The organism is Brevibacillus sp. FSL K6-0770, assembly GCF_038000275.1.
GTDB classification, from domain to species: domain Bacteria; phylum Bacillota; class Bacilli; order Brevibacillales; family Brevibacillaceae; genus Brevibacillus; species Brevibacillus parabrevis.
Genome location: NZ_JBBOBQ010000001.1, coordinates 1,451,007 through 1,466,688 on the forward strand (window position 1 = coordinate 1,451,007; position 15,682 = coordinate 1,466,688).

General features: G+C 51.9%; 13 protein-coding genes and 1 other annotated feature. Of the genes, 11 read left to right on the forward strand and 2 right to left on the reverse strand.

All coding sequences use genetic code 11. The features are described 5' to 3' along the window. Window positions 1–166: 166 nt before the first annotated feature. From NST23_RS07230 to NST23_RS07255, 6 genes are all read left to right on the forward strand, one after another. Entirely contained in the window at window positions 167–769 is a 603-nt protein-coding gene (locus NST23_RS07230; RefSeq protein WP_122962978.1) for an MptD family putative ECF transporter S component, read from the forward strand. After that, entirely contained in the window at window positions 766–1,443 is a 678-nt protein-coding gene (locus tag NST23_RS07235) for an energy-coupling factor transporter transmembrane component T (protein ID WP_122962979.1), read from the forward strand. Before NST23_RS07230 ends, NST23_RS07235 begins: the two co-directional genes overlap by 4 nt. Beyond that, the gene (locus tag NST23_RS07240) at window positions 1,440–2,909 is read left to right on the forward strand and encodes an ABC transporter ATP-binding protein (RefSeq protein WP_122962980.1); all 1,470 of its coding nucleotides are present in this window, start codon (window positions 1,440–1,442) and stop codon (window positions 2,907–2,909) included. Before NST23_RS07235 ends, NST23_RS07240 begins: the two co-directional genes overlap by 4 nt. After that, a complete protein-coding gene (locus NST23_RS07245) occupies window positions 2,899–4,710 on the forward strand; it encodes an ABC transporter ATP-binding protein (RefSeq protein ID WP_173596119.1) in 1,812 nt (603 codons plus the stop codon). Before NST23_RS07240 ends, NST23_RS07245 begins: the two co-directional genes overlap by 11 nt. After that, window positions 4,710–6,449, forward strand: a complete 1,740-nt coding sequence (locus NST23_RS07250; RefSeq protein WP_340963420.1) for an ABC transporter ATP-binding protein — start codon at window positions 4,710–4,712, stop codon at window positions 6,447–6,449. Before NST23_RS07245 ends, NST23_RS07250 begins: the two co-directional genes overlap by 1 nt. A 638-nt stretch (window positions 6,450–7,087) precedes the next feature. Next, the gene (locus tag NST23_RS07255) at window positions 7,088–7,927 is read left to right on the forward strand and encodes an alpha/beta fold hydrolase (protein ID WP_340963423.1); all 840 of its coding nucleotides are present in this window, start codon (window positions 7,088–7,090) and stop codon (window positions 7,925–7,927) included. A 24-nt stretch (window positions 7,928–7,951) separates the two neighbouring features. On the opposite strand, the gene NST23_RS07260 is transcribed toward NST23_RS07255, so the two are convergent. Next, window positions 7,952–8,311 (reverse strand): winged helix-turn-helix transcriptional regulator, encoded by a 360-nt coding sequence (locus NST23_RS07260; protein WP_340963424.1) that lies wholly within the window; start codon window positions 8,309–8,311, stop codon window positions 7,952–7,954. Window positions 8,312–8,437: 126 nt separating this feature from the next. Here NST23_RS07260 and NST23_RS07265 point away from each other — a divergent pair, with 126 nt between their 5' ends. Next, window positions 8,438–9,160: an SDR family oxidoreductase gene (locus tag NST23_RS07265; protein ID WP_340963427.1), complete on the forward strand. Its 723-nt coding sequence runs from the start codon at window positions 8,438–8,440 to the stop codon at window positions 9,158–9,160. Between the two features lie 142 nt (window positions 9,161–9,302). Next, on the forward strand, window positions 9,303–10,271 hold the full coding sequence (locus tag NST23_RS07270; RefSeq protein WP_173596123.1) for a hypothetical protein: 969 nt from the start codon (window positions 9,303–9,305) through the stop codon (window positions 10,269–10,271). 76 nt (window positions 10,272–10,347) lie between these two features. Here NST23_RS07270 and NST23_RS07275 read toward each other — a convergent pair whose 3' ends face one another. Next, entirely contained in the window at window positions 10,348–11,085 is a 738-nt protein-coding gene (locus NST23_RS07275; protein ID WP_173596124.1) for a cyclase family protein, read from the reverse strand. A 402-nt stretch (window positions 11,086–11,487) separates the two neighbouring features. Here NST23_RS07275 and NST23_RS07280 point away from each other — a divergent pair, with 402 nt between their 5' ends. The 3 genes from NST23_RS07280 to NST23_RS07290 all read left to right on the forward strand — a co-directional run bounded on the left by NST23_RS07280 (window position 11,488) and on the right by NST23_RS07290 (window position 15,579). After that, window positions 11,488–12,294 carry an alpha/beta hydrolase gene (locus tag NST23_RS07280; protein ID WP_340963429.1) on the forward strand — a complete coding sequence of 269 codons (807 nt, stop codon included), beginning with the start codon at window positions 11,488–11,490 and terminating at the stop codon, window positions 12,292–12,294. Between the two features lie 164 nt (window positions 12,295–12,458). Further along, window positions 12,459–12,693, forward strand: a binding site (T-box leader). 182 nt (window positions 12,694–12,875) lie between these two features. Further along, window positions 12,876–14,411, forward strand: coding sequence for a 2-isopropylmalate synthase (locus NST23_RS07285; protein WP_122962989.1), 1,536 nt, complete (start codon window positions 12,876–12,878; stop codon window positions 14,409–14,411). Between the two features lie 409 nt (window positions 14,412–14,820). Further along, entirely contained in the window at window positions 14,821–15,579 is a 759-nt protein-coding gene (locus tag NST23_RS07290) for a MerR family transcriptional regulator (RefSeq protein ID WP_340963431.1), read from the forward strand. Window positions 15,580–15,682: the final 103 nt, after the last annotated feature.

Sequence of the window (15,682 nt, forward strand, 5' to 3'; positions counted from 1 at the left end):
CAATGCTTTGATCAGACGAAATGATGCCATGAAAAGACACACCTGCCGTTAGCTCATTGACCCCCCGAGTTGGAAAAAAATAAAATGGAACCAAGTTACTGCAAATGAAAATTGATCTCATTTACAGTCCTATCATCTCAGAGTATGAACAAAAGGAGGATTTATCATGGAAGCCGCCGTCTCACCCCTGCAAAACAGATGGACTTTGCGGGACTTTATCACACTCGCTATTTTTAACGTAGTCATGCTCATTATTATGACGATTTGCCCGATCTTTACCTTCGCCTCGTATCTGGTGGTTGGCGGGATTACGGCTTTGCTCAATGCGCCGCTTTACGTTGTCATGTCCAACAAAATCAACAAAAGAGGTGTCCTGTTCTTCACTTCCGTCATTACAGGCTTGTATTTTATCGCCTATGGCTACGCGTATTTTTTGCTCGTATTGGCCTGCATGGGAATCGTGGGCGAACTGGTTTTGTGGGGCAAGGACGGCTATAAAAATCCTGTCCGCAACGCCATTGCCTACGCCCTGTTTTACGTAGGCTATTCGCTCTGCGCCATCGTTCCGCTCATTTTCTTCCGCGATGCGTATATTGCCACTTTGTCCAAGAGCTATTCCAAAGCCGCTATGGATAAGATGCTCTATTACTACAGTACGCCGAGCATGGCGATTACGATGTTAGCGATTTCAGCAGCGGGCGGGCTGCTTGGGTGCCTGATCGGAAACGTGTTGTTCAAGAAGCATGTGAAAAAGGCGAAGCTGGCATGAGAAAACCGGGTCCAAAGACACACTTGTCGGTGCTTTTGCTGGCAACGATCCTGACCATTTTGATCAAGGAAGAATGGCAAGTACATATGATGGTTGCTTTAAGTGTAGTGTACTTGGTCTTAAATCACCTGTCCAGAAAGGTCATGCCATTTATTCTCGTTTATGTGATGTCGCTGGTTATTGCGTATATCATGCCGCAGATGCTGGGCACGATGAAGCTCGTTTTCTATTCTTTTGCCAGAATGATGCCGCTGGTCATGATCGGGGCGACGCTGATGTACTCGCCTCCTGGCAGTCTGATGTGCGTGCTGGAGAGAATGGCTGTGCCCCGGCCGATCACGGTAATGATTTGCGTTTTGCTCCGCTTTTTCCCGGTTGTCATCATGGAAATGCAGGCGATTCGGGACGGGATTCGCGCTCGGGGCATTTTCCCGCACTGGTACAGCGCGCTGCTTCATCCGGCTATGGCTTACGAGTGCTATTTCATGCCGCTGGTCGTGCGTTGCCTGAAACTGTCAGCCGAGCTGGCTTCATCGGCTGAGCTGCGCGGGATCGAGAGCAAGTGCAGCAGGACATCTATCTATCCGTATCATTTCAAATCGGTGGACGCAGTGGCTTTGCTCATTTATATCATCGCAGGAACAGCGATTTACGGGGGAGGGATTATTCGATGATCGAATTGCGCGATGTCACCTTCCATTATGCAAGTGATGACGGAGAGCCCGGCAGCGAGTCGGGAGTCAAACAGATCAATTTGTCTGTCAAAGCCGGACAGTGCGTCGTGTTGTGCGGGCGCTCCGGCAGCGGCAAGAGCACGATGATGCGGCTGGTCAACGGGCTGGCTCCCGGCTTTTATCCAGGGACGCTCAGCGGTACGGTGAGTGTGGGCGGGAAAAGTCCGGCCGAGCTTTTGCCGCAGGAGAGAACGATGCTGATGGGTGTCGTATTTCAGGACCCGCGCAGCCAGTTTTTTATGGAAAAGGTGCGGGATGAGCTGGCGTTTTCGGCGGAGAACATCGGGATGGACCCGGGAGAAATTATCGAGCGGGTTGAAAGTGTGGCGAAACAACTCGGGGTAGATCATTTGCTCGACCGCTCGCTGCACAAGCTGTCCAGCGGGCAAAAGCAGCGTGTCGCGATCGCGGCGGCATCTGTCCTGAACCCGCCGCTGCTTTTGCTAGACGAGCCTACAGCCAATCTGGATCAATCCTCTACGCGAAATCTGATCGAGATTTTGGGGAGACTCAAGGACAACGGCACGACTTTGCTCATTTGCGAGCATCGGCTGAATCCGTTTTTGCCTGTCGCGGACTCGTTTGTCTGCATGAATCAAGGCCAAATCGCCCGGAGGTGGTCGCGGGACGAGTTTGCCGAACTGCCGATGGAAGCGGTTCGCCCGTACGGTTTGCGCCATCCCGATATGATTCGGATGGGGGAGCAGGAGCACAGGGAGACCGTACGCACGGCGGAAATGGCGCTGGAAGCCCGGGAGCTGTCGTATTCCTACCGGAAAAAAGGAGATGGGATCTCGAATCTGAACGTCACGCTTCCGAAGGGCACAGTGACGGCCTTGACGGGTGAAAACGGATCGGGGAAGACGACCCTGTGCAAAGTGTTGTGCGGGCTGTTGCGCGAGCGAAGCGGAGCGGTCTTCTACGGTTCTGCCCGTTATTCCGCCAGCAAGCGGCGCTCGGCCAGCTACTTGGTCATGCAAGACGCAGACTACCAGCTGTATTCGGACAGTGTGGGCAACGAGATTGTCATGGGCAGAGCGCTGGACGAGAACTTGCGCAAGCGGGCCTATGAAGCGATGGCAGCGTTCGGCATTGAAGGACTGCGCGACCGTCATCCGGCTTCCTTGTCAGGGGGAGAAAAGCAGCGGGTGACGATGGCTGCCGCCTACTGCTCGGATGCCGAGTGGATTATTTTGGACGAACCGACGAGCGGGCTGGACGGTGACGGTGTCCTCAAAGTCGCAGCGTGGGTCAAGCAGCTGGCCCGGGCAGGAAAGACCGTCGTGATTATCACACACGACAAGATTTTGTCCGGACTGGCAAGCGACCAGGTTGTGGAGTTGAAAGCGGCTCATGATGAGGAGACGATTTTCACAGAACAAGGAGTGAGAACCGTTGAAACGTAAGCCCAAAAAAGGACTGGCCCGGCTTATGGAACTGGCAGGCGAGAAAAAGACGCTGATGGTTTGCTCGGCCGTTTTGTCTACCGTGAGCGTCTTTTTGCTGCTCGTCCCGTACTTGTCGATTTACTGCGTTTTGGCTGAGCTTTTGCGCCATGCGGATGACATTGCCGCTGTCGACGCCGCGTATGTCATCACATGGGCGGTATGGGGCGTGGTTGGACTGCTCCTCGGCTATTTGTTCATGTACGTTGGCGGGATGTGCTCGCACATTGCCGCTTTTCGTATTTTGTACGGCATCCGGGTCAAGCTGGCTGATCATATCGGCTCTTTGCCGCTCGGCTACTTCAATAAAAATGCGACGGGAAAAATTAAAAAAGTGGTGGAGCTGGACGTGGAGCGAATTGAGCTGTTTATTGCCCATCAGCTTCCCGATTTGATCAATACGGCAGTCATGCTAGTCGTGATCATCGTGGCGATGTTCTCGCTCGACGTTTGGCTGGCTCTGGCCTGCATCATCCCGATGGTGCTCGGATTTGCCGCCCAGTTTTCGATGATGGCTGGCAAAAAGGCAAAGGCGGGGCTGAAGGAGTATTTTGACGCGCTGGAATCGATCAGCACCTCTTCTGTGCAGTACGTCCGCGGGATGCCGGCGATCAAAGTATTCGGCCAAACTGTGCATTCATTTCGCAAGTTTTATCAAGACATGCTGCATTATCGCGATTTCAGTCTGCGCTATACGGACAATTTTGAACGGGGCTACGTCTCTTTCAAGGTCATCTTGCTGTCTCTTGCGACTTTTTTCTTTCCGGTCGGGGTGTATTTTCTCAGCAAAGACCCGGATCATGTCGCTTTCGCCGCCACACTGATGCTGTTTCTCGTGCTGGCGCCAGGGATTTCTACGCCGATTTTCAAGCTGAACAGCTTCGCTTCGGCCATGACGACGATCGCGGAGGGAGTCAACCGTATTGACGACATGCTGAAAGAGCAGCCGATCCCGGAACCGGACAACGGACACAAGCCGACGGGCTATGACATCGCGTTTCAACATGTCTCCTTCTCCTATAACGAGCAGGGGGGCAACGAAGTGCTGAGAGACATCAGCTTCGTGGCACAGCAAGGAAAAATTACGGCGCTGGTCGGCCCGTCCGGCTCTGGAAAATCGACGATTGCCCAGTTGATTCCGCGGTTTTGGGATGTGCAAAAGGGGACGATTTCCGTTGGCGGGGTGGACATCCGTGCGATGAAAACTGGCGAGCTGATGGATGCGATGTCCTTTGTATTCCAGGATACGTTCCTGTTTTCCGATACGCTGTACAACAACATTTTGGCGGGAAGGCCGTCTGCGACGCGAGAGGACGTATACCGGGCGGCCAAGGCTGCGCAATGCCACACGTTTATCGAGCGGTTGCCAAAAGGCTACGACACGCTGATCGGCGAGGGCGGCGTGCATCTGTCGGGTGGAGAGGCGCAGCGTGTGTCGGTTGCCCGGGCGATTTTGAAAAACGCGCCGATTTTAATTCTCGATGAAGCGACGGCTTACGCTGATCCTGAGAACGAGTACGAGATGCAGCTCGCCTTGGGGGAACTGATCAAGGGCAAGACTGTACTGATTATCGCCCATCGGTTGACGACCATCTGCGAGGCGGACCAGATCATCGTGCTGCGGGACGGAACGATCGCGGACAGAGGTACGCACAGAGAGCTTTTGGCCAGAGGCGGGCTGTACAAAAACATGTGGGTGGCCTACACGAGTTCGACGGATTGGACAGTCGATCTCAGGCAAGAGAAGGAGGTGTTCGGCTGATGCGCAACATGTTGTATAACATTACGGCCGGCCACCCGGAAAAAATGGCGAAGCCGATTATCTGGGCTGTGCTTGCCAATCTGGCGAACATGCTGCCTTTTGGCTGTCTGGCTTGGGCTGTCAGTCTCGTGTACGCCTATTACGCGGGGGAGCAGGCCGTGCTTGACACGACAGGTTTGTGGCTCGCAGCGGCTGGTATGGTTGTGTTTCTCGGCGTGGTGTATTTCTGCGAGCAGAAGGCGTATCGCGCCATTTATCGCGGCGCCTATGAAGCGTCTGCCGCCGGACGGACGAACTTGGCCGAGCATTTGCGCAAGCTGCCGCTTGGCTTTCTCATGCGCAAGGATGCTGGCGAGCTGGGCCACACCATCATGAACGATTTTACTCAAATTGAAAATGCGAGCACTTCGGTGTTGCCGCAACTGGTCAGCGGGATACTGATTCCGTTCCTCGCGTTTTTTGGCTTGCTGTTTTGGGATTGGCGCATGGCGTTGGCGATGTTGGCCGGCTTTCCTGTCACGATCCTGATTTTGTGGGGAGTCTCCAGGCTGGAGCGACAGCTTGGCACGAGCCATTCCCAGGCAAAAGTCACACTCGCCAACTGTCTGCAAGAATACTTGTACGGGATGAAGGTCATCAAAGCGTACAATTTGCGCACGGACAACTTTACCCGGCTGGAGCGATCGTTTTATCAGTTCATGAAGGAAAGCATCCGCATCGAAGGGGTGCTCGGCCCGTTTTTTCTCGTGGCGATGGCGTTCATGCAGTCGGGCGTGTCGCTCGTGACGATTGTTGGCGTGTATCGCGTACTCGGCGGGGAAATGACCGTTCCTTTGTTCGCGATGTTTCTGCTCGTAGGAGCGCGTATTTTCGACCCGCTTTCCGTCGCGATCATGCGCTTGCCTTCATTCAAATACGATGCGATGGCAGGCGAGCGCATCGTCAACCTGCTTGCCCAGCCGATCATGCAAGGAGAACAGGATGCGCCGCACGGGCACGACATCTGGTTCGAGGAGGTCAGCTTCGGCTATGACGATACGCTTGTGCTCGACAAAGTTTCTGTCGAAATGAGAGAAGGCACGTTGACGGCGATTGTCGGGCCATCCGGCAGCGGGAAAAGTACCATGCTGCGGCTGGCGGCGCGGTTTTACGACCCGCTCGGCGGACGAGTGCTGTTCGGCGGCAAAGATGAGCGCGAGCTGGACCCGGAGAAGCTGTTGAAAAAAATCTCCATGGTTTTTCAGGATGTATATTTGTTTCAGGACACGATCCGCAACAATATACGTTATGGCCGAGAAGATGCGACGCAAGAGGAGATTGAGGCAGCCGCCAAGGAAGCGTGCTGTCACGATTTCATCATGAAGCTGCCGGACGGCTACGACACGATGGTCGGAGAGGGCGGTTCTACCCTGTCTGGCGGGGAGAAGCAGCGCATCTCGATTGCGCGGGCGATTTTGAAAAATGCGCCTGTGCTGTTGCTGGACGAAGCGACTTCTTCTCTCGATCCGGAAAATGAAGCGGTCATGCAGCAGGCGATCGGCCGTCTGGTCAAAGGGCGCACGGTCATCATGATCGCTCATCGGCTGAAAACAGTCGTGAATGCGGACAATATCATCGTGCTGGAAGAGGGCAAAGTCGTGGAGCAGGGGCGTCACCAGGAGCTGCTGGAAAAAGGCGGGCTTTACGCGCGGCTGTGGGAGCTGCAGCAAAGAACGAGCGGCTGGAGAATTACCGCGTAGCACGCGAAGGAATGGGCTGTTGGATGGGCAACAAAGAACGAAGCGATTGGAGAGTTACTGCGTAGCTGAAAAGGAACGAGCTAAGGAAGCCAATCGCTGGGCGAGCACCAGTTATTGACAGTCAAAAGCAGCGCATGATAAGCTGTAGGCACTTGAATGGAACGGAGGGTTACGTGTGGCAAATTAATTTTTCGATTGGATTCCTGGCACAATGATTTTGAATAGCACAAAAAGGCTATGTTGTGTGCATACGGTAATCGAAAAATGGTTTGCCATTCAGGTAACCTGTTTGCAGGGCGCAAGTGCGTAAGCGTGTGAAAACGCGTGAAAAGCAGGTGAATGCGGCACTTGTTTGCCCTGGAAAACAACAAACAATGGAAAAGAGAACGGAACGGCCATTTTCTCGTGGCTGTTGTCATCGTGCGCGGAAAGCAGGGTGTTTTTTGCGCGGTTCTTTTTCTTTGTATGTTTCGATTACACAAGCACAGGCAACCAGCCTGTGTTTTTTTGTTGGCAAAATGTGATGAGCGAAGCGAAACAACTGTGCAAGCTTGGCAGAGGCAGCGAGCGATATTGCCTGGTTCTCGTAGCAGCCAAGCGAGCTAATGATAACACGGACTTTGAAGGGAGATGTACGAATGACTCAACAAATGGTGAAGGTGAAGAACGCGGAGATTTGCACGGAGAGCTTTGGGAACCCCGCTGATCCGGCTATTTTGCTGATTATGGGGGCTCAGGCGTCACTGGTTTGGTGGGAGGAAGAGTTTTGCCAGCGGCTGGCGGATGCAGGCCGGTTTGTCATTCGCTACGACAATCGCGATGTCGGGCGCTCCACGACTTTTGAGCTTGGCAATCCGGGGTATACGTTCGAGGACATGGCGGACGATGCGATCTGCATCCTGGACGCTTACAAAATCGAGCGGGCGCACATCGTCGGCATGTCGATGGGAGGGATTATTACCCAGATGATCGCTTTGCGAAACCCGGAGAGGGTGCAGGCGATCAGTTTGCTGGCAACGTCCAATTTCGCTCCTGATTTGCCCCCGATGGAGGACAAGGTGATACAATTTTTCAGCAATGCGCAAGAGGTCGACTGGGCGAATGAGCAGGCGGTGATTGCGTTTTGCATTGCAAGGTGCGAAGTGCTCGTCGGCTCCAAGTATCCGCTGGATGAGAAGCGCACGCGAGAGTTGGCAGCGGCGGAATTTAAAAGAAGCCGCAAGATGGCAAACATCAACAATCATGCCCTGATCACAGGCTGCGAAGCTTATTTGGCCCGGACGGAAGAAATCGCGGTGCCTACTTTGGTCATTCATGGCACAGAGGACCCGATCATTCCGTATCCGCATGGAGTGGCGCTTGCTCAGGCGATTCCCGGAGCTGTGCTGCTGACGCTGGAAGGGACAGGGCACGAGCTTCCGTATGGCGATTGGGCTGCCGTCCTTGGCGGAATTTTGCAGCATTCCAGAAAGGGCTAAAGGTAGCAGCGAGAGCGCCCTGCGTCATTTCTCTTCTGTTTCGTCGCAGAGCAGACGCTCCATTTGCCCGTGATCGACGTGCGCAATTCCCCAGTCGCAAATCATTTCCAAAAGCGGGATGAGCGAGAGTCCTTTTGCAGTCAGCGCGTATTCGACGCGGGGCGGAACTTCGGGGTAGACGGTTCGAATTACCAGGCCGTCTTCTTCCAGCTCTCTTAATTGATTGGTCAATGTTTTGGGCGAAATATCCCGGATGTAGCGGTGCAGCTCCCCGAAGCGTCTGGGAGAGTTTTCATACAGCTCGTAAAGAATCATGACTTTCCACTTACCCTGGATGATTTGCAGGGTGGCGTCAAATTCGTTCAGGTACTTTTTCTTCGTCATGGCTGCGTCCTTTCTTACCTCAAGGTTACTAGCTCACTTCAAAGTGCTTACTAGCGAAGCGCGGGCATTCCTTTTATACTCACTTTACCATGAAACACGAAACGATAGGGAGAGAGGGAGACAGGAATGAAAACGGGATTTGTAGCAGTAACCGGGGCTTCTTCCGGGATCGGCAAAGCGACCGCTGCTTTGTTTATTGAAAAAGGATTCAACGTGCTTTTGATCGCAAGACGGGTAGAGCGGCTGGAGGAATTTCAGGGAGACAATATCATCAAGGCGCAGGTTGACGTGACTGACGAGCCAGCGTTGAAGCAGGCGATTGCCGATGCAGAGGCACGATTTGGTCCGGTAGAGGCGATCGTCAACAATGCAGGACGGATGCTCCTGGGCGATATCAGTTCCCAGGACAGCAGTGAATGGAAGGACATGTACGCGGTCAATGTCATCGGCGTGTTGAACGGCATGCAGGCCGTGCTTCCATCCATGATCGAGCGCAAGACAGGAACGATCATCAACATCAGCTCGATTGCGGGCAAAAAGACGTTCGCGGACCATGCGGCTTACGTGGGCACGAAGTTCGCCGTTCATTCCATCAGCGAAAACGTGCGGGAAGAAGTGGCGAAGCACAACGTCCGCGTCATGACGATCGCCCCCGGCGTTGTCGAGACGGAACTGTTGAGCTACACGACCGATGAGACGATCAAGGAGAATTACACCGATTGGAAACAGTCGATTGAAGGCGGCCTCGATCCAAGAACAGTAGCGGAGACGATCTACTTCGCCTTCAGCCAGCCGCAAAGTGTCAACATCCGAGAAATAGCGCTGGCGCCGACGAGGCAGCAAGGTTAATAGAGTGCGGAACCCCCAGATGGTTGACTAGGGGTTCTTTTTTTGGATCAAAAGTCCTGGGAGTATGGTACAATATTTGGTAATTTGCATGATTGTTGAGTGTAGCGGAATGGAAAATGGAAAAAAGAGTATGGAGGGGAGCATGGGAGGGACGCGGTTTTGGGAGTTTTATTTGGTGCGCTACTTGCTGGGCACGATTTTTGGGATTGTGATTTTGTTTTATTTGGTGATTAATTATGATGGGCTGATAACGAAAGCTTTTTATCCCAAATCAGATTTTCTATGTGCAGAGTGCGATGTTGCTGGCTGTCAAAGTATAAAAGATGATGTGAAAAGCTTGTTGTTTAGTACGACTTATGGTCTGGGCGTTGATGATGCGAACAGTCTTTTAAAAACCATAGGGAGTAATCATTTGATTGATGCGAAAAATGAAAACATAGAGATAACAGAGACAGGTTTTCCCATCTTGGCTGCGATTATTTTGGCAGTCTCCGGATTTTTGTATATGTATTTTTCCAGTATGCTGATTTTGATTTTGCATGGAATTAGGTCATTAATATTTTTTTATCCTCCAAAATCATGGACAAAATACGTAGGAATAGTATTTTTTGTAGGTTTCTTGTCGTACATTTCTTGGATATTTACTCCTATGTTAATGGACGGGAAATACGCGGATCATTGGAGAAATAACAAGCACCTCATTGCAATAAGTATCATTGTAGGATTAATTCTCTTACTATTATTTAGTTCTCGTCTCATTCAGGAGTTTTATGAGAAATTAAGCAAATTCAGAACGAATAATGAGGATATAGCAAGAAAATCAAGCGTTCTTAAAATGAGAGTAACGACGGGCGAAACCCACCTAAATAAAGAAAGCTTATCTGAGGAACAGAAGGATGATCAAATTAAAGATTATATAGAGTCGTACAAACATTTGAGAGAGCATGGCAATGCATTCGGAATCATTGTGTGCGAAATAGTATTCGCATTCTGGTTGTATATTTGGGACTTTGAATTTTGGGCTGTTCTTTATTGGTGCATTCTGGGCTTTATGGCGTGGTTTTTAGGTTCCTATTTAGAAATCAGAGGAGTATCCACTAAAAATAAGTAGGACAAAAAGTAGACGATAAAAGAAGACAGTCCTAAGTCAATTTTGACTGCGGACTGTCCTTTTTTATTTGGAAAAACTAAGGCAAAATCGCAAACGAACGCACCGGGAATCCGGACGCTTTTTCCGGTTTGGGGGTAATGTTGACGATGACGGCGCCTTTGGCTGGCAGCTTGTCCAGGTTTTTCAGCAGCTCGACCTGGTACGTATCTTGTGCCAGCACGTAATACTCGCCAAGCAGCGCGCCGTTTTTCTGGAAGTCCACGCTGGCGTCGGTGTCGAATGTTTCGTGGCCGACGGCTTTGATTTGCCTTTCTTCAAACAAGAACTTCAAGGCGTCCAGGCCCCAGCCGGGAGCGTGGTTGTTGCCATCTGCATCTTTGTTGTTGAACGCCGCCACATCGGGCCAGCGCTTGCTCCAGTCCGTGCGAAGGGCGACGAAGCTGCCGCTCTCGATTTTGCCGTGCTCGGCTTCGAATTGCAAAATATCTTCCACCGTCAGGCTGTAGTCGTTGTTTGCTTCGGCTTCCTTCGATTTGTCGATGACGACGAGGGGCAACACGAGTTCCTTCAAGTCCAGCTCGTCCAGGTACCGCTTGTCGCGCACAAAGTGGATCGGCGCATCCAGGTGCGTGCCGTATTGTCCGGCAAAAGTGAAGCTTTGCGAGAAAAAGCCGTCGTCATGCGTAAACAGCGTTTTGAACTCGGCTGATTCAAAGGCAGAAAAATGCGGTGATTCCGGGCCGAATGTATGAGTCAAGTCTACCCATTCTTTCTCTTTCAGCAGTTGGATTGCTTGGATCAAGTCGTTTGCCATGCGCCCACCTCATCAACGTTTTTGGAATTTTCGCCCGAATCCTTCGGCAACAAGTCCTTGTCTGCCAAGACGAATCTTGCCAGGCGCCAGGGCGTCCAGAGGTTGTCCGGTTTTTGCATGTCTGCCTGCAACTTGTTGGAAGGATTTATTATACCATTACTTTATGCGTTATAATTCCGAGTGTCAATAAGGGGATTAACGAGACGAATAAATCGACAGGGGAGAGTGGCGACGATAGAGGTGGGGGCGTGAGCGAGGGATTTTTGGGCGCGAAGGTTGGCGGGCAAGCTCAGGCAAGCGGCTTTTGGCGTTTTGTCCATCTCCGATCTGGATTTAGTACATGGCAACGCGCTGCCCTACTCCTTATAATTTGATAGGAATGAGTGGGAGAGGGGTGCAAAGATGCAGCAACATCGAATCATCAAGGAAAAAGTAGCGGATTTTGAACTGACCATTTATTTGCCGAACAGCTATGCAGAAGGCGCGAAGCGATATCCGGCTTTTTATGTGCAGGACGGGGGAAATGTCGTCCTGAATGCGTTTAATTACCTCGATCATCTGTTCATCACAAAGCAGCTGCCGGAACTGATTTTTGTCGGAATCACGCCGCACGACCGCAATTATGAATACACGCCGTGGCCGGCAGACACGCTGGTGCCTGGCGGAGTGTTGTTTGGCGGTGGAGCGAACGATTATATTCAAGTGCTTGCCGATCAGATCAAACCATATATCGACGCTCATTATGCGACGATGCCTGAACCGGAGCACACGGCAATTGCCGGATGTTCGTTCGGTGGTCTGGTCAGTGCGCACGCCTATTATTTGCGATCCGATACATTTGGCAAAAGCGCCTGGCTGTCCGCCTCCTTCTGGTATGAGGGCTACGTCAAGCACATGCAGGAAACACCGCTTCCCGCTGCCGATCATCGGCTGTACATGTACGTGGGCGAGCTGGAAGGCATCCACAAGACGACGATTCAAGCGGAAATGGTCGCACAGACGAAAGCAGCGTACCGCATCTTGCTGGACAAAGGCTTCCCGGAGCAAAACGTGAAATTCGAGACAGATCCGCTCGGCACGCACGACAGCTTTTTCTTCGCCATGAAGTTTATTCATGCGCTGAGATGGCTGTTTGCGGAAGGGACGGAAGCGGAAAAAAGGGAATTTGCCCGCGACCGTACGCGCGAGTCGAACAGGGAAACGATTTAGCAGCGACAAAAGCGAGCGCCTTCTTTGCGGAGGCGTTTTTTCGATTTGCCCGCCGGATTGTTCTCGCTTTATTTTCTTCAATCAAAAATGTTTGATCGACCATCCAGCATTTTGCTTGTTGACAGTGGCATTTTTCTGCCCATATAATTACAAAAAATGATAAAACAAATGTTGCGATTAGAAATAGTAGAAATAAAAAGACTTTTCAGAGAGCCGTTGGGTGGTGCGAAACGGCAATGTCGTTTATTTCGAACTCGTCTATGAACAGCTGCCTGACAATGTAGGGTAAGCCGGAGTTCCACCGTTACAGGGATAGATGGTGATGGCCATCGAAAAAGATCGTTTCCGTTATTTGGAAATGAATTAGAGTGGTACCGCGAGTTCAACCTCGTCTCTATGCGCAGAGACGAGGTTTTTTTGCGTGAAAAACGTCGCGACGTTTTTTTAGAAAAGCGGATGTTGATTGCGAGTGATCAATAAAACGGGTCATGACCGTTTTGCTGGCTGAAGACCGGGTTTAGCCGGCCCCGCTTTCCATAAATCGAGTTGCAAAAACAAACCATTTTGGGGAGGAACAGAAAATGAGCCGTAAAATTATCGTGTTTGATACAACGCTGCGTGATGGAGAACAAGTGCCGGGAGCGAAGTTGAACGTCCAGCAAAAAATCGAGATCGCCCAACAGCTCAAAAAATTGCGGGTGGACATCATCGAGGCGGGCTTTCCGGCTTCGTCCGAGGGAGATTTTCGCGCGGTGCAGGAGATTGCCCGCAGTGTCGGTGACAGCGTGTCGATCACGGCTTTGGCCCGTGCCGTGAAAAGCGACATCGATGCGGTGTACGAAAGTGTCAAGATCGCCCAGGACCCGCTCATTCACATCGTTTTGGGAACGTCCAACATTCACGTAGAGAAGAAGTTCAACCGCTCCAAGGACGCCGTCATGGAAATGGGCGTGGAGGCAGTACGCTACGCCAAAACATTGCTGCCGCACGTTCAGTATTCGACTGAGGATGCATCGCGGTCCGATTTTGAATATTTGTGGAGTACGATTGAAGCCGTCGTCAAAGCGGGAGCGACGATGATCAACGTCCCGGATACGGTGGGCTACGCGGTGCCGGATGAGTTCGGCGATTTGATCCGCCGCATCAACGATCGCCTGAAAAACCTCAACCCGGATGTCATCCTGAGCGTCCACTGTCATAACGATTTGGGCATGGCTACGGCCAATACGCTCGCCGCGATCAAAAACGGAGCGGAAAAAGTCGAGTGTACCATCAACGGACTCGGGGAACGTGCCGGAAATGCCTCGTTGGAGGAAGTCGTGATGGGGATGAAGGTGCGCGAGAATTTTTACCAGTGCCATACGAACATCAACACGAAGGAGTTGCTGCGCACCTCGATGCTGGTGAGCCATTTGACTGGTCTGGATGTGCAGGTGAACAAGGCGATTACGGGCGCGAATGCTTTTGCCCATTCGTCGGGGATTCACCAGGACGGTCTTTTGAAAGATAAGCAAGTGTACGAAATCATGTCGCCGGAAGAAGTCGGGGCAGACAGCATGGAGCTGATTTTGACAGCGCGTTCTGGGCGCCACGCTTTTAAAAATGCTGTTGAGAAGCTCGGCTTTGAAACGAACGACGCGGCTGATTTCGAGGTGTTGTTCGCCAAGTTCCTGGAGCTGGCAGACGCCAAAAAAGAAGTGTACGACCACGACGTATTTTATTTGGTGGCGAATCACCGCACGCTCGCAGATAGCAGCAAGCATCTGTATGAGCTGGAGTCGTTCCAGGTCGTCAGCAACGATTTGTACCCGACTGCGACGGTCAAGCTGAAAAAAGGCGAGGAAATGCTGAAAGGCAGCGCAGTAGGCGAAGGGCCGATCGAAGCGTTGTACGACGTGATCAAAACGTTGGTCGGGCTGGATGTCCACCTGAAGGATTACAAGATCAACAGCATTTCTCGCGGCAAAGACGCTGTAGGCCGTGTCAATATTCGCATCGAGTACATGGGGAAAACGTACTCCGGTCGGGCGATGGATACCGATATTATCAAGGCGAGCGCCCTTGCGTTTTTGAACGGGGTCAACGCTGCGGTGCTTGATCTGGTTGCGGTCGGATAGTCGGATAAAGCAAGAGCAGGCGCGAGACGACTAGGCGATCCCTGCCTGAAAAACGCCGAGAATCAAGCATGTAAAAAGACTGCTGCCAACTCAGGCTGAATGTCCAAAGGCTGCTCGAACAGGAAAGCGGGCTGCAAAGGCAAAAAGGCTGCTCGAACAGGAAAGCGGGCTGCAAAGGCAAAAAGGCTGCTCTGTATCGGTAGAAATGGCTGCCAACTGATGGCAAAGCAGATTTGGCAGCGAGCCTGCAAGTATAGGAATGGAAAATTTGGAAAAACTGATTACCATACACTGTTAACCACCTTTTTCAACCCTCGCGGCTGTTTGCGGGGGCTTTTTTTATGAAAAAAACGCTGGACTCTCCGCTTGGGGGAGTCTTTACACTAGAGGAGAAAGGAGGGCGGACAGCGTGTTGTACACAGTTAAGGAAGTAGCGGAGCTTTCCCGCGTGACGATCAAGACGTTGCACCATTACCACAGGATTGGCCTGCTCATTCCGGGCGAGATCAGTGAAGCGGGCTATCGGTTGTACGGCGACAAAGAGCTTGCGCGTTTGCAGCAAATTTTGTTTTACTGCGAACTGGATTTTCCGCTGCAAAAGATTCGCGAGCTGCTTGATGGAGAGCCGGAGCGAGAGCTTGTGTTGCAAGAACAGGAACAGCTGCTCTTGGCCCGACAAAGCAGGTTGGAAGAGGTCATACGCACGCTGCAAAAAACGCTGGCGTGCCTGCGAGGAGGAAAAGGAATGGATAACCAAGCGATGTTTCAAGGGTTTAGCAGTGAGGAAGAGTGGAGAGCAGCCCTGCAGGAGCAAAGCGAGCATTTGCAGGAAACGTACGGATACGATCTGGCACAGGAAGCTTCCATCGACGTGGCGAAGATGAATGAACAAGCGCAGGAAGCCGAACGGTTCATGGCGCAGATGGCTGCCGCATTGCGCGATGGAGTCAAGCATACGGATGCGAAGCTGCATCAGTTGATCGGGGAGCATCTGCGCTTTATGCATGAGCACGGGCATTCGCTTACTCCGTACGAGTTTGCCGGGCAGACTCGGTTTTTCCTGCAAGACGACTTCCATTTGCAGATGCTGGAGGGGCAGCAGACAGGACTTGCCTATTTTCTGGCGATCGCAGCCGAGGCGTATGCGGCTCATGCAAAAGCAGAGTAGGGAAAGAGAGAAGGGACCATTGAGAACGATGGTCCTTTTTCTTTTGGTCTTTTGGGCAAAAAGCTTGTGCGGCGATCAGGGAATAATTTACAAAAAACAGGGG